Origin of the sequence: Beijerinckia mobilis (assembly GCF_000745425.1) — a bacterium.
GTDB classification, from domain to species: Bacteria; Pseudomonadota; Alphaproteobacteria; order Rhizobiales; family Beijerinckiaceae; genus Beijerinckia; species Beijerinckia mobilis.
Map to the genome: position 1 here is coordinate 1 of NZ_JQJH01000014.1, position 25331 is coordinate 25331.

A 25331-nucleotide genomic window follows, 5' to 3' on the forward strand; every position below is an offset into this window, starting at 1 on the left:
GCCGACACCTTCGGTCTCATTCAAGGCTTCGAGCAGCGTTTCCCACAATCCAGCCAGCGTCCAGCGCCGAAACTGGCGATAAACTGATGACCATTTGCCGAAATGCTCGTGCAAATCGCGCCATTGCACGCCCGTGCGGGAAATCCAGAAAATACCATCAAGAACAAGGCGATGGTCCTTCGCACGTCGCCCGCTATGCGGCCCGCGCCGCGTCACGAACGGCTCAAGACAGGCCCATTCTTCATCCGACATCAGCCCACGAATCAAAGTCGCCTCCTTCTGAAAGCGACTTTGAATCAGAACCTTCGCAACTTGGGAATCCTATTCGTCAACAGGACCTAGGGGATTCGAAGGACATCATACCGATTTCATAGAGGCGGCCGCAATTACGACCATTCGCGATCCTGTCGTATGTTCGAAATGAGGCGAGTTGGCAGGCGGCTCTACGATGGTTAATGGCCGGTTCCGGCAGCAGCGGCCATTCACAGCCCGGTCGGTAAGCGGCGAAAGCTGGCCGAAAGCTGCCGCACTGTCCGCTTGGGGCATTGAAGTATCGGGCAATAGCGTGGAATCGGCGGTTCGCTATACCGCATGGTGGTGTGCGATAATCGGCGGCAATATCGGATCGTAGAGGGAAATCGGCGGGTTTGGCGGAGACGGAGGGATTCGAACCCTCGATAGGGCTTTACAACCCTATAACGGTTTAGCAAACCGCCGCCTTCAGCCTCTCGGCCACGTCTCCACTGAGCAATTTAACGGTTGCCCAACCGTGACGCCACATATGCCCGAGGTGGCAGACGAACGCAAGCCTCCTCAAAGCGGATGAGCGTTCATTATCCCTGGTCTTGTGCAAAGTGGCCTGAAAGTCACAGTAATTTAAGAACCTCTCCCGATCTCCAATGAATCTTTTGAGACTTGCAAAACGCTCGTTAGATTAAGCTCATCAAGTTGTGATGCGGAAATTGTGCATTGTTGCGATGGCGGGGGGCCGTCCCGGCGGCACATGTGGTGCTACAAAGCGTGGTAAAGGGGGATGGCATGCCGTCGATGGGAGTTTGGGGCGTTTTTCCGAGACGTACGTCGATGATGATTCGTTCCAGCTCGCCGCGGCCCCCTATAGTGTGTAGCCTTACGCGCGGCTTGCGGCCGTTGGCGGGGTTGGTCATCGCCGGTTTCGGCCTGAATACCCCGGCCCGCGCGGCGGATCTGCCTTGGCACAAATCCGCGCCAGTCGAATATGTGCGCATTTGCGATGCCTATGGTGCAGGATTCTTTTATCTGCCTGGGACTGAAACCTGCCTTAAAGTTGGTGGCCTCGCGCTTGCGGAATTCCGCGCTTTCGATGCCTCCTATAATATTAACGGCGGCGCTTTTTACGGTAATGGCGTCGCGCGCGGGTCCGGCTATGTGCCGACAGCGGGACAATATTCCAATGCACGCTCCCGCGATGCTTATGGTTATGGCGCTCTAGGCCGAGTGGAACTTGACGCGCGCACCCGGTCGGAATGGGGTACGGTGCGTACCTTCCTGCGTGTCGACGCTTATTTCGGATCGAGCGATAATGCTTCGACAGGCAGCGGCGCGCAAATCCCCAATACCTGGAACTCAACGGCGGGTAGCACTGCTCCTCGCGAGACGACGATCGTCAATAAAGCATTCATCCAATTCGCTGGTTTGACCGCCGGCCGCGCCCAGTCCTTGTTCGACTTCTATGCTGATGCGTACAACTTCGCCAATCTGCGTGGCTCCAACGCCACCGTGGCGCTGTTAGCCTATACGGCGACATTCGGCGATGGTTGGTCAGCCTCGATCTCCTTCGAAGACCAGCCGTCACGGCGCGCGGCTATTGGCAGCACCGTCGCCGGTTACCAGGGGACACCCGCCGGGACGCGCGTCCCCGATATCGTCGGCAACGTCCGACTTGATCAGCCATGGGGAGCGATCCAATTGTCGGCTGCGGCGCATCAGGTGCGTTCGACACTCTATTACAGTACGGCGCTTTCGGTCCCCGCAACAACTTATGCTTTCCCGCAAAGAACCAGTAATTCCTATGGTTTCGCGGTTCAGGGTGGTCTTCAGATCAATGCCGATTCCATTTCCGCAGGTGACAAATTATGGTTGCAGGCAGCTTATGAAAAAGGCGCCTTCGGCTACATAGCCGGTAACAATCTTTCCAATGCCTATGGTGCAGTTAATCAGAACCGTTACATGGGCAGCGGTATTACATCGATGGATTATTCCGTTGGCTGGAACCCGCAAATCAACTCCGATTGCGTTTTTACCGGCGCGGGTTCCTGCGAGCAGCAATGGGGCTGGGCCTTTGTGGGCGCGTATAAACATTACTGGATTCCAACTTTGAGTTCCGCCGTTTTTGGTTCCTATGAGGAAACACATTATTCGGCGAATGCCCTGGCTGGTCTTGGCGGCGCCGTTGGTGTCTCCAACCTGAAGGAATTGCGTGTCGGCACCAATTTGATTTGGTCGCCGTTGCGTGGTTTCGATATCGGCACCGAATTTATGTACATTCATCTTGATCAGACGCGACCGGTCGGGCTTGCTTCTGATCAGGTCTTGACGGCGGCTGGTCTGCCTGCCTTTAAATCGAATACCAACACCTATGAAGGCCGTGTGCGCGTCCAGCGTGCTTTCTGATTGGAACCAAGCTCTACGTTAACAAGGGGGGATGCGTGATCCGCAACCTTCCTTGTATAGGTGTGAACCAGACGGACGTGCAATATCGGTTGGAAAAGGCGGCTAGCATACGGCAGATTACGCTTGGGTCACAAAAAAGGCTCGACCGCTGTTCTGCGACTGTATTTGGATGTATGCGAAGAAGTCTATTAGATTCGGAACATGTTGCCCGTTCCGAATCGCTTCGCGCCTGGAAGACGTGGAAAACGCTATCGATTTATGATGGAGCGTTTTGGAAAGATCCGAGAATGCTCTCTCTGTCCTCATTAATCACGATCGGTAGTGATCAATGAGATTTTCATTCCGCAATCTGGTTTTTCGCCATTCATTCTGCCCTGAGAATGAAAGCACAGAGTTTTGCAACGACCGATGGCTCGATGAGAAGAGGTGCATGACCTTGACCTTCGACGGTCATGGTTTCGCAAGCGGGGTGGCGTGCCGCCATTTCCTTTAGGGTTTCGGGAGAGAGAAGATCCGAAAGGCCTCCGCGTACGACGAGTAGCGGGATTTTCGCCAGAGCGTCGAATTGTTGCCAGGCGGGTGGAAAAGGCTCGTTGAGATCGAGCGATTCGAATTGCTTGGCGAGTGCCGCATCGTAACGCAATCCGAGATGACCTTCGTCATCCATATAGCTCTGCCGGGCGTAGGTTTCCCAATCGGCGTCTGACAGGCCGGGGAAATAGCCGCTGACTGTTGTCTTGACGGCAGTGATCGCCTCCGAGAGTGTCGTCGGGGGAGTGGTTTTTCCGAGATAGCTGCGAATACGTTTTATGCCGGCGGCATCGATTACCGGACCGATATCATTGAGAATGGCTGCGTGCAGAATATCCGGTTTCGCGAGGCCCATGAGCATGATGTGGAGACCACCGCGCGAGGTGCCGACGAAGGTTGCCTTGTCGATCCCGGCTTCGGTGAGACCAAGCATAATATCGTTGTGCTCGACGGCGAGTGTATATTTGCGCCAGTCGGGATCATAGGCGGACAGGCCTCGTCCACGATAATCGAAGGAGATGACGCGACGGGGTGTGCCATAAGCACCGCTGGCAAGCGCGTTTGCAAGCGGGTCGAAATCGGCAGAATTGCGCGTCAATCCCGAAAGGCAGACCACTGGCGTCCCGTTGCCGCCAAGTGGATTGTAATCGCGAAAATGCAGTCTTAGTCCGTCCGCACTCGTGTAGTAGCGATGCGTAAAAGCCGGAGAAGCGTCAACCAAGGAATGATTCATGACAGCCTTTCGCCAGGAAGACAGGTGAGTGCAAATTCTTACGGCCAAATTCCGGCAGCGGAAAGCTGGTTCATTGGCCTATGCCTGTCGTTCCCATCGTCCTTGATCATGGCTCATAGAGATCAAGGAGAGATGCCGAATGGTTTTGCCGCGTGAGCAATCCCCGTGTTTTCCTCGTTTAAAGCCTCCTGATGATTTTCGTCCGCGCAGGGGGATCTTTATCCAAGTCTCATTGGTCCCGGATTGCCGGGATCCATGAGGCCCGGTGGAGAGCCGTTGATCCGCAGTCGGCGGGAGCCCGGTCTCAATGAGTCCTGGTCACTGAGATACGGTTATCAAAGCCTGACCGCATTTTGCGGATCGAGGCGCAGCAAAGCCTCGCCGAAAGCATGATGATCCTCACCGAAACGCAATTGATACATGGCAAGATTTTCAACGAGCCTCTGCACGTAATTGCGGGTTTCCGTAAAAGGAATGCGCTCGACCCAATCGATCGGATCGATCGCCGGATCGCGTGGATCGCCATAGGCGTCGATCCATTGCTTCACTTTTGAGCCACCAGCATTATAGGCGGCGAAAGTCAGGATCCATGAGCCGCGCTGCTCTGTCAGCAGATCGCCGAGATGGGCGGCGGCAAGCTGGGCGTTGAAGGAGGGATCCGACAAAAGCCGCCCTTCGTCGAAGGGGACTCCCGCGCGTTGTGCGGTGCGTCGCGCGGTCGGAACGATCATCTGCATCACGCCGCGCGCGCCTGCGGCCGAGACCGCATTGGGATTGAAGGCGCTTTCCTGCCTGGCGATGGCATAGACGAGCGAGCGCGCCGCTGAATTCGGCAGAGGATCAAAGGCCGGGATCCCATAGGTCGGATAAGCGAGATGGTTCAGGAAATAGCCATGGTAGCTCGCCAGCTTGCCGATCATCAGGGAAAAATGCGCATCATGCTGCTGCTCGACGATGTCGCCGAGAGCGGCCATTTGTGCCGGATCCTCAAGATTGCGCGCGGCGCTGATCGCGAGGGAACGCGCCAGATTGTTTTCATCATGGTCCTGAAGGAGCGCTATGATTCGCAGAGCCGGATTCTGCTCGGCCGGGGGAACCGCGTGACGCTCGGCGGGTTCGGCAACCAGAGGCAAACCCAGCTTGTTGCGGGCAAGCTGTCCATAATAGGTCGTCGACTGGCGTGCGGCTATTTCATAGAAATGCTGAGCGTTGATCTCGACTTCTGCGCGCGAATCGGCTTCTGCGGTGCGGCCTTGCCAATAGGCGGCGCGGGCGATCGAAATAGGCGTTTCCGCGTAATCCGCCGCGCGGGTGAAATGCGGCATTGCTTTCGCGGGATCATGCAGGAAACGCAGTGCGATCCAACCGGCATGAAACTCCGCTTCAATGCGCAGATCGCGGGCTGCCGCGGAATGTTCCGCGCAGATGCGATAGGCCTTTTCGGCTTCATTCTGGTCGAGAAGCTTGCGTGCGATCAGCCGACGTTCCACCCACCATTCATCGCCGTTGACGATGAGCGAGGGGTCGCGCGGGGCCGAAAGCAACAGGGTTGCCGCTTCTAAGATCTTATCGCTGCGCCGTGCTTTCCGGATGCGGGCGAAAAGATAGGCCGGATCCGTTTGCAGGTTCGCAGGGACGGCGGCGAATAATTTGTCATTGGGGATGCCTTTGAAAGAGGCAATCTGCAGGCGCACGAGAGACACAACATCAGGACCGGCGAGAGGGGCGAGCCGCATGGCCTCGGCGCCTCGCTCTTTATAAAGCAATCGCTCGACACGATATTTGTAATCGGCTTTCTCGAACAAGCTGCCGAATTCGCTGCGGATCTTCGCTTCCATCGCCTGGGGGAAATCGCTCTCGCGCCAGACCTGGCGGATAATTTTTGCTGCTTCTTCCCCTTTATTCTCGTCGATGAGAAGCCGCGCCAAAGCGATTTTTCCTGCCACTGTGGTCGGCTGGGTCTCAAGCAGGAATGTGCGTTCCTCGGGTGAGAGAGAGCGTTCTCCGTAAAGGATTTCTTCGGACCGTTTGCGCAGCCAGTCCTGCGCGGGCCATTGTGGATGGTTTCTGGCGAACTTTTGTAGTCGCGTGAAACCGCTTTGCGGGAACATCTGCAGGGCGATCCATTGCAAAGCGGTGCGGATCACACCTTCCTTCACATGGGTTTCGGCCAATGTATCGCCACCGGAGAGATCGCCTTTGCGGTAAAGGGCGAGCGTTTCATCCAGGCCTGTCATATCCAGGGCACGATCAGAATTCGCGCCTGGGCTTTTCGCATGATCGCTGCGAAGAGACTGCGGCGCATGAGTGGTGTTATCAGGAAGCGGCTCGTCCGGCCGTGCTGCCATCTCAACCGCTTCGTCGGCGGCGTTTGATTCCGGCTTGTCCGACTGCCAAAAAACACGGACGTTATCGAGCAGCGAATGCACTCTGGCGGAAAGGTTCGGCAAATGCGCGCCGAATTCCATGTCGGAGAGCGGTGAAGCAGGCCATTTTTCATTGAAAATAAATGCTGATGCGACGCCGATTGTGAGAGCGAGAGCCCCTCTCGTCAGGAATTGGTTAGCCTGCTTGTTCGCCATTCTGTTCCCTTGCTTGCGCCATGCCTTTGCAAGCTTTCCATGCCTGGCGCTTGCCTGTAGAAATTGAGAAAATTTGAAGCTGTTTTCCTTAACAAACCGTCAAAGTGACCTTTGCCGGTTTCATTCCACGTCCATCCCCCACTCGTTGCCGAGGTCCGCGTTTGAACCGGCGGCTGTAAATGACGGCAAATGGCGCGCGACGAGCCGGTACGATTTGCCGATGAGGCTCTTTTCGGAACGGGTCATAATGTTTATGTGTTTGCCTTCCTGCGAGAGCCTTGCCGGAGAAGAGCGTGCTCTTAACAGCATGGCGAATGCGGCATAGGTGCGGCAAAATGCAATCTTGAGTTAGTGGAAGCTGCTCATGCCGGTGTTTCGAATCGGCAACCAGCTTCGGCGAGGGGACGCGAAAATCTGATATGACCTTGTTTCCGATAGAAAATTTCTCCTCTATTAGAAGCTTGGCCGGGCATTCGAGTCCCTTTAAGGGGTTTGAGGAAAATTTGTCGCATGGGCGCTCAATGATCGGGCGGCCTTGGCGTCAAATTGGAGCGGGGATGCTGCTTTTCGGAAGAATTGAGGCATTCCCGGAAACAAAGAGCATCTTTCCGATTGGTCGGGCGGTTGCTCACAAAGCTCTCTCCAGGCAGGGCAAGCGACTTGCGCGGCGCGTCATTGCCGCGGGTTTTTCAAGCGGGGACAGGTGAAGGTTCAGGAGCCATGGGATTGAAAGCGGCTTTCAAAGGTTCGATCACTGCGCTGATCACGCCGTTTCGCGCCGGCAGGGTCGATGAGGAGGCTTTTCGCGCTTTCGTCGACTGGCAAATTCTCAACGGCACACATGGCCTGGTGCCCGTCGGCACGACGGGTGAGAGCCCGACCCTGTCACATGAGGAGCATCGGCAAGTCGTATCCGCGTGTATCAAGGAGGCAGCCGGGCGCGTTCCGGTCATAGCCGGGGCCGGCTCCAATAATACGCTCGAGGCGATCGAACTCGCACGTTTCGCGGAGAAGGCGGGTGCCGATGGCCTGCTCGTCGTCACGCCCTATTACAACAAACCCTCTCAGGAAGGGTTGTATCAGCATTTCAAGGCGGTCAACGATTCCGTTGGTATTCCAATCGTCATCTATAATATTCCCCCACGTTCCGTGGTGGATATGTCGATCGACACGATGCAGCGCCTGTTTGAATTGAAGAATATTGTCGGTGTGAAGGATGCGACCGGCAATCTCGCCCGTACGGCTTTGCAACGCCAGATTCTCGGGCCGGATTTCATTCAATTGTCGGGCGAGGATATGACGGCGCTGGCGGTCAATGCTCTGGGCGGTCATGGCTGTATTTCTGTTACATCCAATGTCGCGCCGCACCTCTGCGCGGATATGCAGCAGGCAAGCCTCGATGGAGACTATGCCACGGCGCTCGCGATGCATGACAAATTGTCTCTCCTCCACGCGGCGCTGTTCATCGAGCCTAATCCCGCAGGGCCGAAATATGCGCTGAGCGTGCTTGGAAAGATAACAAATGAAATCAGGCTACCGCTCGTGCCCGTCACGGCCAATGCTCAGGCGACCATCCGGGCCGCCATGGTCCATGCGGGCCTGCTGAAAGAATGAGTGTGCACGATTGGCTGCGAAGAAACCAAGCGCGTTCAAGATCGCTGCGGAGAACCGCAAGGCGCGTTACAATTATGAAATCGGCGAGACCTTCGAGGCCGGGCTCATGCTGACGGGCACCGAGGTCAAATCCTTGCGCACGGGCAAGGCGACCATTGCTGAAAGCTATGCTTCCGTCGATCATGATGGCGAGGTGTTTCTCGTCAATGCGACCATACCGGAATATCTCGAGGCCAATCGTTTCAATCATGTTCCGAAACGGCCGCGCAAGCTCCTGCTGCATGGCAAGGAAATCGCTAAACTGGCCCAGGGTGTCGAGCGGCAGGGCATGACCATCGTACCGCTCAAGATCTATTTTAACGATCGGGGCAGGGCGAAAATCGAGATCGCGCTGGCACGCGGCAAACAATTGCACGACAAGCGCGAAACCGAAAAGAAACGCGATTGGAACAAGGAAAAAGGCCGATTATTGCGCGACAAAGGCTGATGAGTTTTTGACCCGCATTTGTCTTATGGATCCGAGCCTGTCGCGATCCTTTCGTCTGGCAGAAAGTCGCCGCCCTGCAGTTTCAAGATTATTCCCGTCCCGCTTCCGGCTCCTCGCATCCATGTCCCATAATACATTCGGTCATCTGTTTCGCGTCACCACTTTCGGGGAAAGTCATGGGCCCGCCATCGGCTGTATTGTCGATGGCTGCCCACCGGCGATCCCGATCGAGGAAAGCGAGATACAGACCTTTCTCGACCTGCGTCGCCCCGGTACGTCGCGTTTCACGACGCAGCGTCTGGAAGCGGATCGGGTGCGCATTCTGTCCGGGGTCTTCACGGATGAAGGCAGCGGCCGGCAGATTTCGACCGGTACACCGATCGCATTGTTGATCGAGAATACGGATCAGCGTTCGAAGGATTACGACGCGATCAAAAATCTTTACCGGCCTGGTCATGCCGATTACGCCTATGACAGAAAATATGGCGTGCGAGATCATCGCGGCGGTGGCCGCTCCTCGGCGCGCGAAACCGCCACGCGTGTTGCTGCCGGCGCCATCGCACGCAAAATCGTGCCTGGCGTGCGCATTCGCGGGGCGCTGGTGCAGATGGGGCCACATGTGATCGATCGATCCCATTGGGATTGGGAAGAGGTCGCGCGCAATCCCTTCTTTTGCCCGGACGCGAAAGCTGCCGCCTTTTTTGAGACTTATCTTGATGAGATTCGCAAAGCCGGTTCCTCCATCGGCGCGGTGATCGAAATCATCGCGGAAAACGTGCCCTCCGGCTGGGGAGCGCCGCTCTATGGCAAGCTCGATGCCGATCTCGCGGCTGCCCTGATGTCGATCAATGCGGTCAAGGGGGTGGAAATCGGTGAAGGCTTTGCCTCGGCGGCGCTGACCGGTGAAACCAATGCCGACGAGATCCGGATCGGACCGTCAGGAGAGGCGGAATTTCTGTCGAACCATGCCGGCGGTATATTGGGAGGGATTTCAACCGGTCAGGCGCTCGTCATGCGCTTCGCCGTCAAGCCGACCTCGTCCATTCTGCAACCGCGCAGGACGATCGATCGCTTCGGGCGGGAGGGCGAGATCGTCACCAAGGGCCGCCATGACCCTTGCGTCGGCATAAGAGCGGTGCCGGTCGGGGAGGCGATGGTCGCTTGTGTGCTCGCCGATCATTTCCTGCGCCATCGTGGGCAGGTCGGGGAAGGTGATCATTGGCCTGCGAATGCGCCTGCCTGAGAGCGAGCCCTGATTGCGGTCAGGGCTGCGCGTTACTTGCTTCAGCTTCCGCCAGACAATGGTCGAGCGCCTCGGTGGTTTCCAGCATCGGCTGCTGGCTGATGGAGACGAAACCCGTGGATGGCAAGCCGGCTCCCGGCCGATCGATATCCTGGATCAGAAGAATGACGCTGGCGACGAGAATGGCAGTAATATAGATCGGCAGTCTCCAGAAGCGCGGATTATTGCCGCTGACATAGCCGGTAAAACCGAGCGAGACGACGGCTATGGCATAAAGACCGAGAAGCACGATGTCGGGAACGCGCGCCTGCAAGGCGGTGACGTGCTTTTGATGTTCGTTGAACATTGTATTCAGCGATTGAACGTATAGTTCGCTCACAAATGATGTGTTATCGGCCTCAACAACCCGCCGGGCATCTGTCCACAAAGCATTTTCGATTCCCGCCATACGTTTGCGTGCTGAGGCGATGAGGTCATCGGTCTGCGGGCTGGTGGTGAGATCGAGCTGGCTCCGCGCAAAACTGCGCAGGAGATTGATGGCAATGATTGCATGATCGCGTGGCAGGAGCAGCGCTCGGCGTCCGGCTGTGTCTATGGCGCTGGCCTCGGCCAGAACGCCTATTCCGCGTGCATCATAGCGGGAAAGGCTCATCGAAAAGGTAAAGCTGATCATCAAGGCCAAAAGGCCAAGCATCGAAGCTTCGAGGGTTGAAATCTGATCGGTCTGCTTGAAACGCAAGCCGTAACGGTGACCGAGTTCGCAGGCAATCAAAAGGGTTGCAAGGCTGGCAATGAAAATGGTCGTCAGGGAAAAGGATGTGAAGCTCATAGGATGGCAATCCGATTTTGCGTTGCTCCCCTGTGATGCGCTTCTCCCCCTGTCAGGCTCGTCCCGATTTAACCTTGATAGTGCTCGAAATCATATGCAATGGCGATAGTATCAAACCGGAAATGATACCACTTCCGGTTTGATATATCTTCAAAGCAAGAAAGCGCGGGCCGGGAAGGCCAATGATCGAAACGTGCTCCGATCACACACATTTCTCAATAGGATTTGCCGATCAGCACCGTACGGCCTTCATCCTCGAGGGGCTGGCAGCGCGGCGTGAGCGCGAATTCATTCTTGATCGCTTCCAATCCCGGATCGTCGAGCAGAGCGGAGGGCATTTTGGCAAAGCCCAACGTGTCTGCTGCGAAGAGATCACGCAGACCTTTCAGATCATTGACCTCGTGAATATGCGACAGGGTGAATGCGCGCGAACGCGCCAGAAGGTCGCTCTGCATCGTATTCAGAATATTGCCGACGGTCGCAATGAATTCGCTGGTTGGCAAAGTCGCTTTCGAGGCCTTGCCGAGATCGCGGCGCGTATAAGTGACCTGTTGTTCTTCCATTTCGCGCTGACCGATTTCAACGCGCAAGGGCACACCGCGTTTGATCGACGCCCACATCTTGTCGGGCGTACGTGCATCCGACGTATCGAGATGCACCTTGAAACCCGCTTGTTTGAGATCCTGCGCAAGCGCCGTACAATAAGCGAAAAGCGCGGTTGGATCGTCTTTGACGACGGGGATGATGGTGATCTGATGCGGCGCGATTTTCGGCGGCATGATCATCCCGTCATCATCAGCATGGGTCATGATCAGGCCGCCGATCGAGCGTGTCGACAGGCCCCAGGAGGTCGTGTAGGCGAGATGGATCTGTCCATCTTCTCCCTGGAATTGGATATTGCAGGTCTTGGCGAAATTCTGTCCGAGATCGTGCGACGTGCATGCCTGCAAGGCTTTGCCGTCCTGCATCATCGCTTCGATGGTGAATGTCTGCGCTGCGCCGGGGAAACGCTCATCCGGTGTCTTTTCACCCGGAATGCCGCCTATGGCGAGAATGTCTTCATATAGGCTACGATAGACATTCAGCATTTCGAGTGCATCGGCATGGGCTTCTTCAGCGCTGGCAAAGGCGTTATGCCCTTCCTGCCACAGAAATTCCGAGGTGCGCAGGAACATGCGTGTCCGCATTTCCCAGCGCATGACATTGCACCATTGATTGAGCTTCAACGGCAGGTCGCGATAGGATTGCACCCATTTCGACATGGAGTCGCCGATGATCGTTTCTGAAGTCGGCCGTATGATGAAAGGCTCTTCCAATTCTGCGGAAGGGGCGGGAACCAGCGCGCCAGCGGCGTTCTTTTCAAGCCGGTGATGCGTGACGACCGCGCATTCCTTGGCGAAGCCTTCAATGTGCTCAGCTTCGCGGCCGATGAAGCTCAAGGGGATCAGCAGCGGAAAATAAGCGTTTTGCACGCCTTTTTCCTTGATCCTGTCGTCTAGCGCGCGCTGGATGTTCTCCCACAGGGCAAAACCATAGGGCTTGATGACCATGCAGCCACGCACCGGAGAATTTTCGGCGAGATCCGCGGCCTTGACCACGGCCTGATACCATTCCGGAAAATTTTCCTCGCGCGTGGGTGTGATCGCGGTTTTCTGCTTGCCAGCCTTACCAGCGGTTCCTTTGCTGCCGGCTTCGCCCGCTTTCTGCTCCTGCGCCATATTGGTCCTATAGGTTTGGGACGGGCGCGGATGCGGCGCGCCTGTCATTGTAAACAATGAAGTGCAATCAGAATGTTCGGGGCGCGGAACGATCTGGCCTGTCGAACCCGGAACAAGGGACGCGGAAAGCGTCGCCGAAACGCGACGCTTCCGAGCGCCTTTCCATATTATACGACGAGCAATTTTTAGTGCAGGACATCACCTAAGGGAATCTTTTCGTCTCCGGAAAGGAGCGGATTCCGCTTATTTTTTGCCGGCGATCGAAACGGGAAGATTTTCCCGTTCGAATTGTGCCTTGATATCAGGCAGTTTCCGCTCCCAGTCGAGAGCATGCCGAACGATGGTTTCGACATTATCATATTGCGGCTTCCAGCCGAGCAATTCGCGAACCCGCTTGGCTCCCGCAACGAGCGAGGCGGGATCGCCGGGCCTGCGGTCGGTGACCTGGACATCGAAATCGACACCGCTCACCTCTTTCACAGTACGGATGACCTCCAGGACGGAAAGGCCGCGCTCGTAGCCGCAATTGCAAATGAGGCTTTGCCCGCCCGCGCACAGATATTCGAGCGCCAGCATATGGGCGTCGATGAGATCGTTCACATGAATATAGTCGCGTATGCAGGAGCCATCCGCCGTCGGATAATCGGTGCCATAGACGCTCATGCCGTTACGGTAGCCAAGGGCCGCCTGTACGGCGATCTTGATAAGATGCGTCGCGACCGGCGAGGACTGGCCGTGACGTCCAAGCGGATCGGCGCCGGCGACATTGAAATAGCGCAAGACGGCATAATTGAAATCATGCGCTTTGGCGACATCCTCGAGAATCCATTCCACCATGAGCTTGGAACGGCCGTAGGGATTGATGGGGAGAAGCGGCGAATCCTCGAAGACCGGATTGACCTTGGGTTCGCCATAGACGGCTGCGGTCGAGGAGAAGAGAAAATGTTTGACGCCATTCTTCACGGCTGTTTCGATGAGATCGCGCGCCTTGGCTGTGTTGTTGTGATAATAATCGAGCGGATTGGACACTGAATCCGGCACGATGATACGGGCCGCGAAATGAGCGATCGTATCGATGCCGTTATTGGCGATGATTTTCGCCACCAGTGCCTTGTCGCCAATATCACCGACGATCAATTTGGCTCGCTCCGGAATAGCCCAGGCATGACCGCTCGATAGATCGTCGAGGACGATGACGTCCTGACCTCTATCGAGCAACGCTAGAACCATATGGCCGCCAATATAACCGGCACCGCCTGTCACTAAGATGGTCATGAAGTCTTCCGTCCCGGAGTCTGATTCACGAAGGCTACCACGCCAATATTTAACGAATTTTCAGTTTTATTATAGTTGCCATCCCATAAGGATCACATGAATTTATGGTGGAATTCCTGCGCCGTCTTCGCGTAGAGAGGCCGCTGATTTCTGCAAAATATTGAAAGTAAGCTGTTTTATTGAGTCTATTCACGGCCGAAGATGTTTGGAGGCCGCCGCATTGCTCCATAGAAATTCAGGGCGTTTTGAACGAATTGGGAGCGCGGAGCTCGTCTATCAGGCAAGGAAAACATCTTAAGTGTATGTAATGAGGTCGTACTCAGCGAGATGGGGAGCCCGCCGATTCGTCCCTTTTGACAATGCGGTTATGGTGATGGAATTGTCCAGATCCATCGAAACAACTCCAGCTGGTCCGACGGGCTTTTGGCAAATGCGGGCTGAGTGAACAAGGTGCCGCTAAAGATATAAAGCGGTCAATGCCACTTTGGCCCGCACTGCTGCCGTGAGCCTGTTCGGAGATTAGAGCCTCAAATCCAAAAGCGAGCACCACTTTCGGAATAAATTTGATGCGTTTTTAGAGAAATAGAGCATCAATGGCGATTCTATCGATGCTCCGATGACCTAGATGCGGGCGAGGCGGATGAGGTTGGTGGCGCCGGGCGTACCGAAAGGGATGCCGACGATGATGACGATCCTGTCACCATGCATGGCGAAACCTTCCTCCCGCGCAATACGGCTGGCGCGTTCGGTCATATCGTCGACATCACGAGCATCGTCGGTAATCACGGCGTGGACGCCCCAGGCGAGAACGAGCCGGCGCGCCGTCTGCTGATTGGGCGTGAGCGCGATGAGCGGCGCCGAGGAGCGTTCACGGGCGATGCGTAGGGGGGTCGATCCAGAGAAAGTCCAGGCGACGATTGCGGCGGCGTCGAGCGTATCGGCGATTTCCCGGGCGGCTGTGGCGATCGCATCGGCGGCAGTCTTCTCGGGCACGGCATGCTGGGCTGAAAGGAAGGATGCGTAAATCGCGTCTTTTTCCACCTCCTCGGCGATTCTGTTCATGGTCGCCACGGCCTCGACGGGATATTGGCCTGCTGCGCTTTCCGCCGAGAGCATGACGGCATCGGCGCCATCGAAGACGGCGGTTGCGACATCCGAGACTTCGGCGCGCGTCGGCACCGGAAGAGTGATCATCGATTCCAGCATCTGGGTGGCAACGATTACCGGCTTGCCGAGACGGCGTGCGCCACGGGTGATGCGTTTTTGAAGACCGGGAACCTTTTCGAGCGGCATTTCCACCCCGAGGTCACCCCGCGCGACCATCAGCCCATCTGACAATGCGAGAATCTCATCGAGACGGGTGATCGCCTGGGGCTTTTCGATCTTGGCGATGACCAGGGCGCGGTCGCCAGCAATCTTCTTCACCTCCGCGACGTCATCGGCCCTCTGGACGAAGGAAAGTGCAATCCAATCGACCCTGGCCTCGAGCGCGGCTGTGAGATCCGCTCGATCCTTCTCGGTCATAGCGGAAACCGCGATTTCGGTATCTGGCAGGCTCACGCCCTTGCGGTTGGAGACACGGCCGGCAACGTCGACGATTGTTACGGCGCGTTGCGCCTCGGCCTCGATGACATGCAGCCGGACCTTGCCGTCGTCGATCAGGATTTTATCACCTGGCTTCAAGGCCTTGAGAATCTCCGGGTGGGGCAGGTGTACCCGTTCGGCATCCCCCGGCGTCTCATCAGCATCGAGGATGAAAGTTGCGTTTTTTGCGAGATCGACACCGCCTGCGGCGAAAGTGCCGAGCCGCAATTTTGGCCCCTGCAGATCCGCGAGAATGGCGATCGGCCGGCCGACCTCCGCTTCGATCGCGCGAATCATCGCTACCCGCTCGCGGAGGCCATCATGGTCGGTGTGGCTCATATTGATACGAAACACATCGGCTCCAGCCTGGAAGAGGGCTTCGATTGTTTCCCGTGTTGAAGAAGCAGGGCCCAAGGTCGCGACGATCTTGCAGCGGCGAAGGCGTTTCATGAGGTTATGTCTCCCTGATGATTTTCTTGTTTATCTTGATCTTGGCAAGTTGAGAGGCTTCAAATTGACAGTTGAAGCGACCGATCGAGAATCAGTGATGTGCCGATCATCAATATTTGATCTGGATAAATAACCAAATATTGTACAAATGCTCGCAAAATGGCTAGCTCATCATAGTTTTTGGCCAATTTTTGTGGCTGTTAAGACACAAGTACCCTGAACTTGATTTCGCATGGCGATCCTACGCAGAAAGTCGTTTTTCAGCCATAAACAACTCGCTAATCTTATCTCATCATAGATAGATCATGAGTTCCGGATCTGTGTTGGAAACTGATGTGTGATTTACCTCGGCCTTTAGGTGGCCGCAGTTTTTAGACATAGCGGAATGGAATTGGTGCTGCCGGGGGACAATATGTTGCTTTCCACGGTGGTCCGTGCGTCGCCCGTTAAAGCGACGCTTGCCCAGGGCGGCAAAGGTATGGCGAAGCTTTTATTTGGTCAAATTGCTTGTTCGGCCCATTTTCTCCGCCCGCAACTTTCGGTGCGGCAATGGATGCGTGCTTGTTCTATGCAGCAGCCAGCGGTTGGTAAAGTTACACGAATTCATAACGAGTTCAAGACACCGATGAGACGCGTATTGCCGCGTGGGCGTGAGATTCTCCTTTCTTATCTGGTCGGCATGACATTTTTATCGTCACCGCTCCTGGCCTTTGATGGAGCCAGCAGCAATGCCGACGATAGCAAGAAGCCGTTGCAGATCTTCAAGGATCCGCGAAGCGCGCTTCGCGCGGGTCTGGCGGGAGCACGCTCCGGTGATGAACATTGGATTGATGCCCTGAAATATGCCGCAGCTGGTGGTGAATCGCTGGCGCAATGGAAATTGGGAAAAATGTATGCCAGCGGTGACGGCGTTCCTCATGACGACGTCAAGGCTTACGAATATTTTTCTCAGATTGTCGCCTCTTATGACGATGAAAGCCCGAACTGGCGGATCATGCCGCTTGTGGCCAATGCCTATGTCGCTTTGGGGATCTATTATCTGAACGGCATCACTAATACGAAGATCAAGCCGGATCCTCGGCACGCTATGGCCATGTTTCAATATGCGGCCATCAATTTTGGTGATTCCAACGCCCAATATAATCTCGCGCGCCTGTATCTCGACGGCGCCGGGACGAGCAAGGATAGCCGGCAGGCGGTCCGTTGGCTGTCTCTCGCCGCCGACAAAAATCATTATTATGCCCAGGCTTTGTTAGGGCAGATCCTGTTCACCGGAAAAGAAGGTATCCAGCCTCAGAGGGCGCGCGGATTGATGTGGCTCACGCTCGCGCGGGAGGCACAGCTCGACACGCATAAGGATTCCTGGATCATTGATCTCTATGACAAAGCCATGGCTTCGGCATCCGCGGACGAGCGCCAGGAAGCGCTGGCCTATCTGGAAAATTTCCTGAAAAAATAGATCGGGAATCAATGGCAGCGCTTTGAAAACTCTGGGGCTAGAGCGTTTCGGATATATCCAGAAACGCTCCATTCAAAAAACCAGAGCATTTTCACGGAAATGGAATCGCGAAGCGATTCAACGTTATCGGAAAATGCTTTAACCGCCTGATGCTCGTCGGCTGTCGCAGGCGCGATCGGCAGCATAAGGCGTGGGCGTCGCGGATGTTTCCGAAACGCCCTGCCTATGAAAGCGAGAGCATTTTCAAAGTAATGGAATCGCTTCGCGATTCAACATTATCGGAAAATGCTCTAGAGGCCTGAATTTTCGAAGAATTTATTCTTCATCCTGACCGGCTGCGAGCCAGCTATAGCCGCCTTGATCCCAGATCTGAGCCAGACGCTGATCCGCACCATATTGGGGATATTGCAGTTTGATCAGATTATATTCCTTCAAAAACGCTTCGAGATCTTCTCCCTGCAGGAAGACGATCTGTTCCTCGGTTTTGAAGCGGAGCGTATAAGCGGTTTTGTCATCGCTGGCGCGCAACTCATATTCGTCGCCGCCTTCGATAAAATTGTTGAGTTCCTCAATTTCCATCTTCGACCAAACCCCCCTGTCGGAGCGAGCGTCATAATTGATCCCGGATCGTTCTCAAAGGGCGCGAGCGGTGGGCTGGCGTCACTATTACGTTTCGGCCGGTCCCGAGGCGAACCTTGCGAGACCGGACCGAGGCACGATCCACTTAATTCTGGCGCAGGATCTTAAGGCCCGATCCGCACCCGCACTCGGCCAGGTGGACAGTCCGGAGAGATCAGCTGTTCGATCCTATTGCCGAAGGCTTTCGATATGAACCTTTGAATGACGCGCAAGCCGGCGTGATCACACCATCAGAATATGATCGATCGAGGAATAGGGAATCAGGAACGTCCTTGTACCATCCGTCCAGGAGACGGAAACCTCGCCGATTTCGATTTCCTGATCCTGAACGCTGTGACCGGAAATGATCTGGGTAGCGCCGGCGATCGTGGTGATCTTGGTATCGCGATGCGCGTTCTTCGCCTTGCTGATGAGCTTTTCCAGCAAGCCCTTCATTACTGCGTCTTTGTCACTCATGATCCGCCTCTGCGTCTATGGTCTTCCCATGCCGATTGCTGGCATTACTCTTCATTGTCATAACCGGAATTCGCATTGTTGCGAAGCGTCACCGAGGCAGAAGAGACATTATGCTTCTTTTCCTTGGCGTCCCGTCCGATTGAACCACGTTGTTGGAATGGTCTTCGTGACATTCCGAAATCTTCGAAACTGAGCCAAGAGCGCTCGATACGAAATCCCGATGACCATGAGTCATCAAGATTCTTGCCTTCACAGAATGGTACGGCTTTCCTCCGAACGGCATTGATTACATTCAGACGTCATCAATGAGATCGGGTATAAAGCGACGCTTGGCTTTCTCAAATCATTCAAAAAGAGTGCCGTCTGTTGAAAACAGCACTCTTCCTTTAGTGTGTACGCCTCCGTAGCATTTTCCGACGGAATTGGATCGCGAAGCGAGTCCATCATTTTGAAAATGCGTTGATTTTTCTAGCGGTGCGTTTCTGGATATTTCCGAAACGCACCAGAATGAGTGCGATGGCCGGGAAGCCTCAAGCCACCGGCTTGGCAGCGGCAGGCTTTGGTGGCGGTGGCGGAGCCGGCTCGGGCTTCACATAGGGCACGAACAGAAAATCGCGGGTTTTCATGCCGGCGAGACGTCCATCAGCGCGGATGGAAGGATCCTTGGCACGGGCCGCGGCGATCGAGCGCCATGTCGTGTTCGGAGCCGGCCAGGCGGAACGGATCGCCGCAGTGTCGTTGTTATGATAGAGCGCGACGAAGGGATAGATCGGATTTTGAATCTGGCTCTTCGAAATCTGCAGCAATTGGCCTGAAATCTGCGCCGGAATGCTCAGCATATCGCCAAGGCGCTCACCACTATAGGCTTCTGGAAAGGAGGCCTGTTTGTCGAGCGGAACACTGATGAGGGAAATGAGAATATTCTGTTCCTCGATAGGCGTCGCGGGTGCTTCCGGGGCGCTTTGCTTTTCTCCGCAATATTCGAAAAACGTCGGCATGATCGTCGTCTGATCGGCGCAATCGGGCAGGCGCAGAAATTCCTTGCTGGTCTTGATGCCGATCTTTTCCGCGACCACATTGCGGACGCTTTCCACATCGGAAAGTTCGAAAACCGCAAGAAACTGCTGCAACGGACGAACATCGATCTGATGCGGGCCGAACATGTAATTATATGCGGCGGTTACGCCGGGAATCGCCTTCACTTCATTAAAGAAGTCACAATACCAATCATGGAAGGCCGCCTCCTTTTTCGGAACCGGGTCCGACAGGACGATAAACGCTCCCTCTGCCATGGAGTTCTCCTCGATGTTGCCGGGCTTTCCTCTAGAGGAGGATCCAGGGAAAGCCCATCCGGCCGAAGCCGCGATTGATCTGGCTTTTCAAGCAAAATCAATGCTGCTTTCCGGCCCCACGCTTTCTCGCCTTCCGTACGCGCTTCGAGAAGCAATCGATGCGCCACGGGACGGTTGCGTGATACCGAACTTGACCATAGATGAAGACATCACCGTGATCCCCGCCTGATCGGCGCGACAGGGCCGCATCCTCCATCCGTTCACTTTCAGGACCGTCATGCCGCATGGAAACCCGCTGATTTCCACGATCGTCATGGCGTTCATTCTGGCCTTCATTCTCGGCGCGATCGCCAATCGATTCCGCTTGCCGCCTTTGGTTGGTTATCTGATTGCCGGAATTTTCGTCGGACCGAATACGCCTGGCCTTGTCGCCGATCAGACGCTGGCTCAGGAGCTTGCTGAGATCGGCATCATTCTCCTTATGTTTGGCGTCGGTCTCCATTTCTCCTTGCGCGATCTTGCCTCGGTTCGCGGCGTTGCTTTGCCCGGTGCCGTCGCACAGATTGCTGTCGCGACCCTGCTCGGCGCCGCCTTTGGTCGATGGATGGGCTGGCCTCTTGGCGGTAGCCTTGTTTTTGGGCTTGCTCTGTCGGTCGCTTCGACAGTCGTATTGCTGAAAGCCTTACAGGACCGGCGCTTGATCGCGACCGAACGCGGCAAGATCGCGATTGGCTGGCTGATTGTCGAGGATATGGCGAGCGTTCTCGCGCTCGTTCTCATTCCAGCGATTGCCGATATTGCACAGGGGAATGCAGGCAAGGTCGATCCGCTGGCCGCGAGCCTCGAACAGATGCTGGGCATTCATCTCGGTATAGCCGGACTGATCCTGGCGACTTTCCTGAAGATTTCGCTTTTTCTCGCTCTTATGCTGCTTGCCGGGCGCCGTGTCATTCCATGGTGCCTGCATTGGATTGCCCATACCGGTTCAAAGGAATTGTTTCGGCTTGGCGTGCTGGCGATCGCGCTTGGGGTCGCTTTCGGCGCGACCTGGCTGTTTGGTGTTTCTTTATCGCTCGGCGCATTTTTTGCCGGCATGGTTCTCGCCGAAAGTGAGCTCAGTCACCGCGCTGCCCAGGAAAGCCTGCCGCTGCGCGATGCGTTTTCGGTGCTCTTCTTCATCTCAGTCGGAATGCTGTTTGATCCCACGATCATTCTGCAGGCACCATGGCCTTTGCTTCTGACCGTCTTGATTGTCATTATCGGCAAATCGATTGCCGCTTTTCTCATCGTGAGGGTGCTGCGCGGTTCGACGGGCGCGGCCTTGACGATTGCCGCCAGCTTGGCTCAGATGGGTGAATTCTCCTTCATCCTTACGGAACTCGGCATTTCACTTAATCTGTTGCCGGAAGAAGGCCGCGCGCTCGTCGTTGGCGGTTCTATTATCTCGATCATCCTCAATCCGGCGGTCTTTTCCTTCGTCGAGCTCTTGAAGTCTTTTCTGGACGAAAAAGGATCACGGACTGCGCTCACACCCTCTGTCGCAGTGGCAGAAACCATTCAAGGGATGGTGGAAAGTGCCATTTTGCCGGGGTCTGAGAAGAAAAAAGGTGCAAAGGAACGTGACGCGGCGGTGGATGGAGACGACGAGACGGCGCCAAGCGACGACCAGGGCCTTGGAAAGACAGCGCTTTCGAACCATGTCATTCTGATCGGCTATGGCAGGGTCGGCCGCTTTATCGGGCAAGCCCTCCTATCGATGGGCACGTCCTTCCTGGTCATCGAGGACGATGATGACATTGTCGCCGGTCTCGCCGCGCAGGGCATTGAAGTCATCCTCGGCAATGCCGCGGATGCGTCACATTTGGCGCTGGCCAATCTCGGCGGCGCGAGGGCACTTCTCGTCGCCATTCCCAATGCCTTTGAAGCCGGTCAGGTTGTCGAACAGGCACGGCAGGCCAATCCGTTCTTGAAAATCATCGCCCGCTCACATTCGGATGCGGAAGTCGATCACCTCACGAAATTGGGCGCCGACGAGGTCATCATGGGTGAAAGAGAGATAGCCCGTGGCATGCTGCATGGTCTGACGCTTTCGGACTCCGCAGCGCAGGGCTGATCGCAGGCCGGAATCGCTTGGAGCATTGCGAAAATATCCGAAACCGCTCGCTGCCCACGCAACTGCGGGGGTAGCAATTGTCCACCAGAACTCATTGATCCCAAAAGTTGGAATCAATGAGACTTGGTCCAAGACGGAGAGGCAGATCCCGCGCAAGGGATCAGGCGACGGCTTCCGGCATTGCGGCGATGCCGGCTTCAGTGATCTTGAAGAACTTTTCGCTCTTGCCGAGGGTGATCCAGCCCTGATCGACCGCATATTTGCTTCCCACCTCGTAGTCAGCGAGGGTCCAGCCGTCTTGCGAGAAGGGCAGGGTCAAATTGGCGATGAGCAGGGTCTCGCCCTTTACGGCATTGTGGCGCTTGAAAATCGTCATCACGTAGCGCCCGGCTTCCTCGGGGGTTGCAGCCATCTGAAATCTCCCATGAATTTAAGCTTCCGGCCGATGAACCGGTTGGAAGCATCGATTGACCTCTATGACGGAGCGACCTCTATGACAGAGTGTCTTGACGACGGCTCCAGTGCGGCGAAACACACGGGGATTTCTCCCCGTCATCTCTGTGCCCAAACGCCTTTTTCATCCAGCCGGGAATGAAGGCGGCAGGCAACGGATCCCCTGAAGCAAGAACCGCGCAACCCTTCATGCTGATTTTTCGCGCATACGATCTTCGATGGAGCTACACGTCGCTTGGCCGCCTCCACCGCTCCTGTTAGAAGGCTCAGGATTCGCGAGCGGACCCGAGAAATGATCATCTTTTCAATCGCCGGATAACGATCCGGGCATGAGGCCCTGCTCGGGCGGATGATCGCCGAACGCCGCGTAGGGATCCCGCTTGCCTGAAGAATGGATGGCTCTCTTGTTGAAAAAATGCCTTTTAACCGCGATTTTTCTCGGTGCTTCTCTCCTCACCTCCGCCGGAGAGGCACGGACGACGCAGCAGAACCGCACCGGGCGGCATGGATTTGTCTCGTCCGATTGCATGTCGTCGGCCTGCGGACGCAGCCACCCCAATGGAAATCACGTTTTCCCACATACGCGGGGACACGGGCATGGGCACCATCACCACCGCCATTGGTAAAGGAGTGCGATGGCTGGCCCTCGTTATCCTTAAGCCTGTGCGCCGCCGGGCGCGGCAGGGCGCACGCGAGATCGCGCGCTTGAGAGAAAAGGCGAATGACCTTTTGTCGATTTGAGGCGTTCACAAAGACTTGTAACTGGATTTCAAGCACCATCCGTGGCGCCGCGGCAGCACATCGAGTGATAATTCACAAGATCTTTCAAGGGTCTGCCTAATTATCCCTCCTTGGCAACAATGAATTGCACCGGCGCCCACTTCCTAATGCCGCACCCATCCCGCAGAGTGGGAAAAAACCAACCAATGGGAGCAATCCATGAAATCAAGGGCAGCCGTCGCTTTTGAAGCGAAGAAGCCGCTGGAGATCGTTGAAGTCGATCTCGAAGGTCCAAGGGAAGGCGAAGTGCTGGTCGAGATCATGGCGACCGGGCTCTGCCATACGGATGCCTATACAATGGCGGGCCTGGATAGCGAGGGAATCTTCCCGTCCATTCTCGGCCATGAAGGTGCGGGAATCGTGCGTGAGGTCGGCGCGGGCGTAACCTCCGTGAAACCGGGCGACCATGTCATCCCGCTCTACACGCCGGAATGCCGCCAGTGCAAAAGCTGTCTTTCCCGCAAGACCAATCTTTGCACCGCCATTCGCTCGACGCAGGGCAAAGGGTTGATGCCGGATGGCACCAGCCGGTTCAGCTATAAGGGTCAACCCCTTTACCATTATATGGGCTGCTCGACCTTCTCCAACTTTACCGTACTTCCGGAAATCGCGGTTGCGAAGATCCGCGAGGACGCACCATTCGACAAGACCTGCTATATTGGTTGCGGTGTCACGACTGGTGTCGGCGCGGTGGTCAACACGGCCAAGGTCGAGCCCGGCGCGAATGTGGTGGTTTTCGGTCTCGGCGGCATCGGTCTCAATGTCATTCAGGGCGCCCGCATGGTCGGAGCCGACAAGATCGTCGGTGTCGATCTCAATGACGAAAAGGAAGAATGGGGGCGCCGTTTTGGCATGACCCATTTCGTCAATCCCAAGAAAGTTGAAGGTGACATCGTTCAGCATCTCGTCGCTTTGACTGATGGTGGCGCGGATTACACTTTCGATTGCACCGGCAATACGACTGTCATGCGCCAGGCGCTTGAAGCCTGTCATCGTGGCTGGGGTGTCTCGGTGGTGATCGGTGTCGCCGAAGCCGGCAAGGAAATCTCCACCCGTCCGTTCCAGCTGGTAACGGGCCGCGTCTGGAAAGGCTCTGCCTTCGGCGGCGCGCGTGGCCGTACCGATGTGCCGAAGATTGTCGATTGGTACATGAACGGCAAGATCGAGATCGACCCGATGATCACTCATGTTCTGAAGCTTGAGGAAATCAACAAGGGCTTCGATCTCATGCATGAAGGCAAGTCGATCCGCAGCGTCGTGGTTTTCTGATCAGGCAATATGCCTTCAAGCGCTGCGCCTGATTTCTTGCCGCACGGATTTCGATCAGAGACATGTCCCCTAAGTAACTGATCGATTTTAGGAAGAAACTACCTACCATTCTTGCCTTTCGGCACGGATGGACCTGCCGATGGTTGGTGAAAGCCGGCCGTCGGCATTTTGTTTGTGTGGGATGCCGCGGGCTCGAGCGAAACGTCGCAGGAACTATGGCACCGATAGGAAGTTGCGTGTTCGAGGATTTGACGACCTGTATCCGACCGGGATTGGGAAGGGGCTGAGCCGGAGGTGAATCTTGACGCCACGAGCAAACTGGAAGGGCGTGCTGAAAATCGAGGATCTGGTCTGTGCCATCGCGCTTTACGCGGCGGCTTCGACTTCCGAACGCGTGGCGTTTCATATCCTCAATCGTGCAACCGGACATCGCGTGCGGCGGCGTTTCATCGACAGTGAGACAGGGGAAACAGTCGAAAAAGAGGATCAGGTCAAGGGATATGAAAAAGCTGCTGGTGATGACATCCTTCTTGAAGACGATGAAATTGCCAATGTCGCGCCGGAGAGTGACAAGATAGTGAATGTCATTGCCTTCGTCGGCCTCGATGACATTGAGGAAGTCTATTTCGACAAACCCTATTATCTAGTTCCGGCGGATATCGAGTCGCGCTCCGTTTATGCGCTGATTCGCGAAGGGATGCGCAGCCGGAAAGTCGTAGCGCTCGCCCGGGTAATCTTATTTCGCCGTATGCGAACGCTTTTGATCCAGCCGATCGAGAGGGATGAACGCGGTGAGGGTCTTGTCGCGATGACACTCAATTTTGATTACGAGGTTCTGTCACCTTCCAAAGCTTTCGAAGACATTCCGTCGTCAAAGGCCGATGAAGAGATGGTGAAGCTCGCCGAGCATATCATCAAGACGAGGATGGGCCGCTTCGATCCTGAAACATTCGACGATCGTTATGAAACGGCGCTTACCGCAATCGTGAAAGCGAAGATTGAGGGCCGCAGGATTGAACCGCCGCAGAAAAAGCCGCCTGAGAACGTCATTGATCTCATGACTGCCTTGCGCGAAAGCGCGACGCTTGCTGATGGCGCGCCGGTGTCGCGCAAAAGGCCCGGTAATGCGAGCAGCAGTAAGAAAACGCTCCGCAAGCGCGAGGCGAACTGAG

General features: G+C 55.8%; 21 protein-coding genes and 1 tRNA gene. 10 read left to right on the forward strand and 12 right to left on the reverse strand.

The annotated features are described in order from the left end of the window. Both DL88_RS11850 and DL88_RS11855 read right to left on the reverse strand, forming a co-directional pair. The coding region (locus tag DL88_RS11850) for a transposase (protein WP_034992925.1) at window positions 1-252 on the reverse strand (252 nt) is incomplete at its 3' end. Between the two features lie 396 nt (window positions 253-648). Then, window positions 649-742 (reverse strand) — tRNA-Ser (locus DL88_RS11855). A gap of 407 nt (window positions 743-1149) precedes the next feature. Between DL88_RS11855 and DL88_RS11860 the strand changes: the two genes are divergently transcribed. After that, window positions 1150-2652, forward strand: coding sequence for a porin (locus DL88_RS11860; RefSeq protein WP_245270799.1), 1503 nt, complete (start codon window positions 1150-1152; stop codon window positions 2650-2652). Between the two features lie 364 nt (window positions 2653-3016). Here DL88_RS11860 and DL88_RS11865 read toward each other — a convergent pair whose 3' ends face one another. Together DL88_RS11865 and DL88_RS11870 are read right to left on the reverse strand one after the other, a co-directional pair. Next, window positions 3017-3916 carry an alpha/beta fold hydrolase gene (locus DL88_RS11865; protein WP_034996325.1) on the reverse strand — a complete coding sequence of 300 codons (900 nt, stop codon included), beginning with the start codon at window positions 3914-3916 and terminating at the stop codon, window positions 3017-3019. Window positions 3917-4251: 335 nt separating this feature from the next. After that, on the reverse strand, window positions 4252-6498 hold the full coding sequence (locus DL88_RS11870; protein ID WP_034996328.1) for a lytic transglycosylase domain-containing protein: 2247 nt from the start codon (window positions 6496-6498) through the stop codon (window positions 4252-4254). Between the two features lie 720 nt (window positions 6499-7218). Between DL88_RS11870 and dapA the strand changes: the two genes are divergently transcribed. The 3 genes from dapA to aroC all read left to right on the forward strand — a co-directional run bounded on the left by dapA (window position 7219) and on the right by aroC (window position 9842). Continuing rightward, window positions 7219-8112 (forward strand): 4-hydroxy-tetrahydrodipicolinate synthase, encoded by an 894-nt coding sequence (gene dapA, locus DL88_RS11880; protein ID WP_034996330.1) that lies wholly within the window; start codon window positions 7219-7221, stop codon window positions 8110-8112. A 10-nt stretch (window positions 8113-8122) separates the two neighbouring features. Further along, window positions 8123-8599: an SsrA-binding protein SmpB gene (smpB, locus tag DL88_RS11885; RefSeq protein WP_034996331.1), complete on the forward strand. Its 477-nt coding sequence runs from the start codon at window positions 8123-8125 to the stop codon at window positions 8597-8599. Window positions 8600-8720: 121 nt separating this feature from the next. Beyond that, on the forward strand, window positions 8721-9842 hold the full coding sequence (aroC, locus tag DL88_RS11890) for a chorismate synthase (RefSeq protein ID WP_034996332.1): 1122 nt from the start codon (window positions 8721-8723) through the stop codon (window positions 9840-9842). 19 nt (window positions 9843-9861) lie between these two features. Here the strand turns inward: aroC and DL88_RS11895 are convergent, their stop codons facing one another. From DL88_RS11895 to pyk, 4 genes are all read right to left on the reverse strand, one after another. Beyond that, window positions 9862-10671, reverse strand: coding sequence for a bestrophin-like domain (locus tag DL88_RS11895; RefSeq protein WP_051955921.1), 810 nt, complete (start codon window positions 10669-10671; stop codon window positions 9862-9864). A 215-nt stretch (window positions 10672-10886) separates the two neighbouring features. Then, the gene (gene proS, locus DL88_RS11900; RefSeq protein ID WP_245270818.1) at window positions 10887-12437 is read right to left on the reverse strand and encodes a proline--tRNA ligase; all 1551 of its coding nucleotides are present in this window, start codon (window positions 12435-12437) and stop codon (window positions 10887-10889) included. 195 nt (window positions 12438-12632) lie between these two features. Then, window positions 12633-13664 carry a UDP-glucose 4-epimerase GalE gene (gene galE / locus DL88_RS11905; protein ID WP_051955922.1) on the reverse strand — a complete coding sequence of 344 codons (1032 nt, stop codon included), beginning with the start codon at window positions 13662-13664 and terminating at the stop codon, window positions 12633-12635. Between the two features lie 621 nt (window positions 13665-14285). Continuing rightward, entirely contained in the window at window positions 14286-15698 is a 1413-nt protein-coding gene (pyk, locus tag DL88_RS11910) for a pyruvate kinase (RefSeq protein WP_034996333.1), read from the reverse strand. A 637-nt stretch (window positions 15699-16335) separates the two neighbouring features. On the opposite strand from pyk, the gene DL88_RS11915 reads away from it, so the two are divergent. Then, entirely contained in the window at window positions 16336-17157 is an 822-nt protein-coding gene (locus DL88_RS11915) for a tetratricopeptide repeat protein (protein ID WP_245270802.1), read from the forward strand. A 315-nt stretch (window positions 17158-17472) separates the two neighbouring features. Here the strand turns inward: DL88_RS11915 and DL88_RS11920 are convergent, their stop codons facing one another. From DL88_RS11920 to DL88_RS11930, 3 genes are all read right to left on the reverse strand, one after another. Continuing rightward, a complete protein-coding gene (locus DL88_RS11920) occupies window positions 17473-17736 on the reverse strand; it encodes a hypothetical protein (RefSeq protein ID WP_034996334.1) in 264 nt (87 codons plus the stop codon). 282 nt (window positions 17737-18018) lie between these two features. After that, window positions 18019-18252, reverse strand: coding sequence for a hypothetical protein (locus tag DL88_RS11925; protein WP_034996337.1), 234 nt, complete (start codon window positions 18250-18252; stop codon window positions 18019-18021). A gap of 530 nt (window positions 18253-18782) precedes the next feature. Next, a complete protein-coding gene (locus DL88_RS11930; protein WP_034996338.1) occupies window positions 18783-19544 on the reverse strand; it encodes a hypothetical protein in 762 nt (253 codons plus the stop codon). Window positions 19545-19557: 13 nt separating this feature from the next. Here DL88_RS11930 and DL88_RS11935 point away from each other — a divergent pair, with 13 nt between their 5' ends. Both DL88_RS11935 and DL88_RS11940 read left to right on the forward strand, forming a co-directional pair. Beyond that, the gene (locus DL88_RS11935; RefSeq protein WP_156971070.1) at window positions 19558-19773 is read left to right on the forward strand and encodes a hypothetical protein; all 216 of its coding nucleotides are present in this window, start codon (window positions 19558-19560) and stop codon (window positions 19771-19773) included. A gap of 48 nt (window positions 19774-19821) precedes the next feature. Beyond that, entirely contained in the window at window positions 19822-21657 is a 1836-nt protein-coding gene (locus DL88_RS11940) for a cation:proton antiporter domain-containing protein (protein ID WP_034996342.1), read from the forward strand. A 160-nt stretch (window positions 21658-21817) separates the two neighbouring features. Here DL88_RS11940 and DL88_RS11945 read toward each other — a convergent pair whose 3' ends face one another. Beyond that, entirely contained in the window at window positions 21818-22069 is a 252-nt protein-coding gene (locus tag DL88_RS11945; RefSeq protein WP_034996343.1) for a hypothetical protein, read from the reverse strand. A 638-nt stretch (window positions 22070-22707) separates the two neighbouring features. On the opposite strand from DL88_RS11945, the gene DL88_RS20345 reads away from it, so the two are divergent. From DL88_RS20345 to ku, 3 genes are all read left to right on the forward strand, one after another. After that, window positions 22708-22851, forward strand: coding sequence for a hypothetical protein (locus DL88_RS20345; RefSeq protein ID WP_156971071.1), 144 nt, complete (start codon window positions 22708-22710; stop codon window positions 22849-22851). 198 nt (window positions 22852-23049) lie between these two features. Then, entirely contained in the window at window positions 23050-24159 is a 1110-nt protein-coding gene (locus DL88_RS11955) for an S-(hydroxymethyl)glutathione dehydrogenase/class III alcohol dehydrogenase (protein WP_034996346.1), read from the forward strand. 301 nt (window positions 24160-24460) lie between these two features. Beyond that, complete coding sequence (gene ku, locus DL88_RS11960) at window positions 24461-25330, forward strand: non-homologous end joining protein Ku (RefSeq protein WP_034996347.1); 870 nt, start codon at window positions 24461-24463, stop codon at window positions 25328-25330. Window position 25331 lies beyond the last annotated feature (1 nt).

What these genes read in the sequence shown, in the direction of transcription:
- DL88_RS11865 (WP_034996325.1), bottom strand. Translation starts at nt 3,916, where the DNA reads ATGAATCATTCCTTGGTTGACGCTTCTCCGGCTTTTACGCATCGCTAC.
- DL88_RS11870 (WP_034996328.1), bottom strand. Translation starts at nt 6,498, where the DNA reads ATGGCGAACAAGCAGGCTAACCAATTCCTGACGAGAGGGGCTCTCGCT.
- dapA (WP_034996330.1), top strand. Translation starts at nt 7,219, where the DNA reads ATGGGATTGAAAGCGGCTTTCAAAGGTTCGATCACTGCGCTGATCACG.
- aroC (WP_034996332.1), top strand. Translation starts at nt 8,721, where the DNA reads ATGTCCCATAATACATTCGGTCATCTGTTTCGCGTCACCACTTTCGGG.
- DL88_RS11895 (WP_051955921.1), bottom strand. Translation starts at nt 10,671, where the DNA reads ATGAGCTTCACATCCTTTTCCCTGACGACCATTTTCATTGCCAGCCTT.
- proS (WP_245270818.1), bottom strand. Translation starts at nt 12,437, where the DNA reads ATGACAGGCGCGCCGCATCCGCGCCCGTCCCAAACCTATAGGACCAAT.
- galE (WP_051955922.1), bottom strand. Translation starts at nt 13,664, where the DNA reads ATGACCATCTTAGTGACAGGCGGTGCCGGTTATATTGGCGGCCATATG.
- pyk (WP_034996333.1), bottom strand. Translation starts at nt 15,698, where the DNA reads ATGAAACGCCTTCGCCGCTGCAAGATCGTCGCGACCTTGGGCCCTGCT.
- DL88_RS11920 (WP_034996334.1), bottom strand. Translation starts at nt 17,736, where the DNA reads ATGGAAATTGAGGAACTCAACAATTTTATCGAAGGCGGCGACGAATAT.
- DL88_RS11925 (WP_034996337.1), bottom strand. Translation starts at nt 18,252, where the DNA reads ATGAGTGACAAAGACGCAGTAATGAAGGGCTTGCTGGAAAAGCTCATC.
- DL88_RS11930 (WP_034996338.1), bottom strand. Translation starts at nt 19,544, where the DNA reads ATGGCAGAGGGAGCGTTTATCGTCCTGTCGGACCCGGTTCCGAAAAAG.
- DL88_RS11935 (WP_156971070.1), top strand. Translation starts at nt 19,558, where the DNA reads ATGTTGCCGGGCTTTCCTCTAGAGGAGGATCCAGGGAAAGCCCATCCG.
- DL88_RS11940 (WP_034996342.1), top strand. Translation starts at nt 19,822, where the DNA reads ATGCCGCATGGAAACCCGCTGATTTCCACGATCGTCATGGCGTTCATT.
- DL88_RS11945 (WP_034996343.1), bottom strand. Translation starts at nt 22,069, where the DNA reads ATGGCTGCAACCCCCGAGGAAGCCGGGCGCTACGTGATGACGATTTTC.
- DL88_RS20345 (WP_156971071.1), top strand. Translation starts at nt 22,708, where the DNA reads ATGGGCACCATCACCACCGCCATTGGTAAAGGAGTGCGATGGCTGGCC.
- DL88_RS11955 (WP_034996346.1), top strand. Translation starts at nt 23,050, where the DNA reads ATGAAATCAAGGGCAGCCGTCGCTTTTGAAGCGAAGAAGCCGCTGGAG.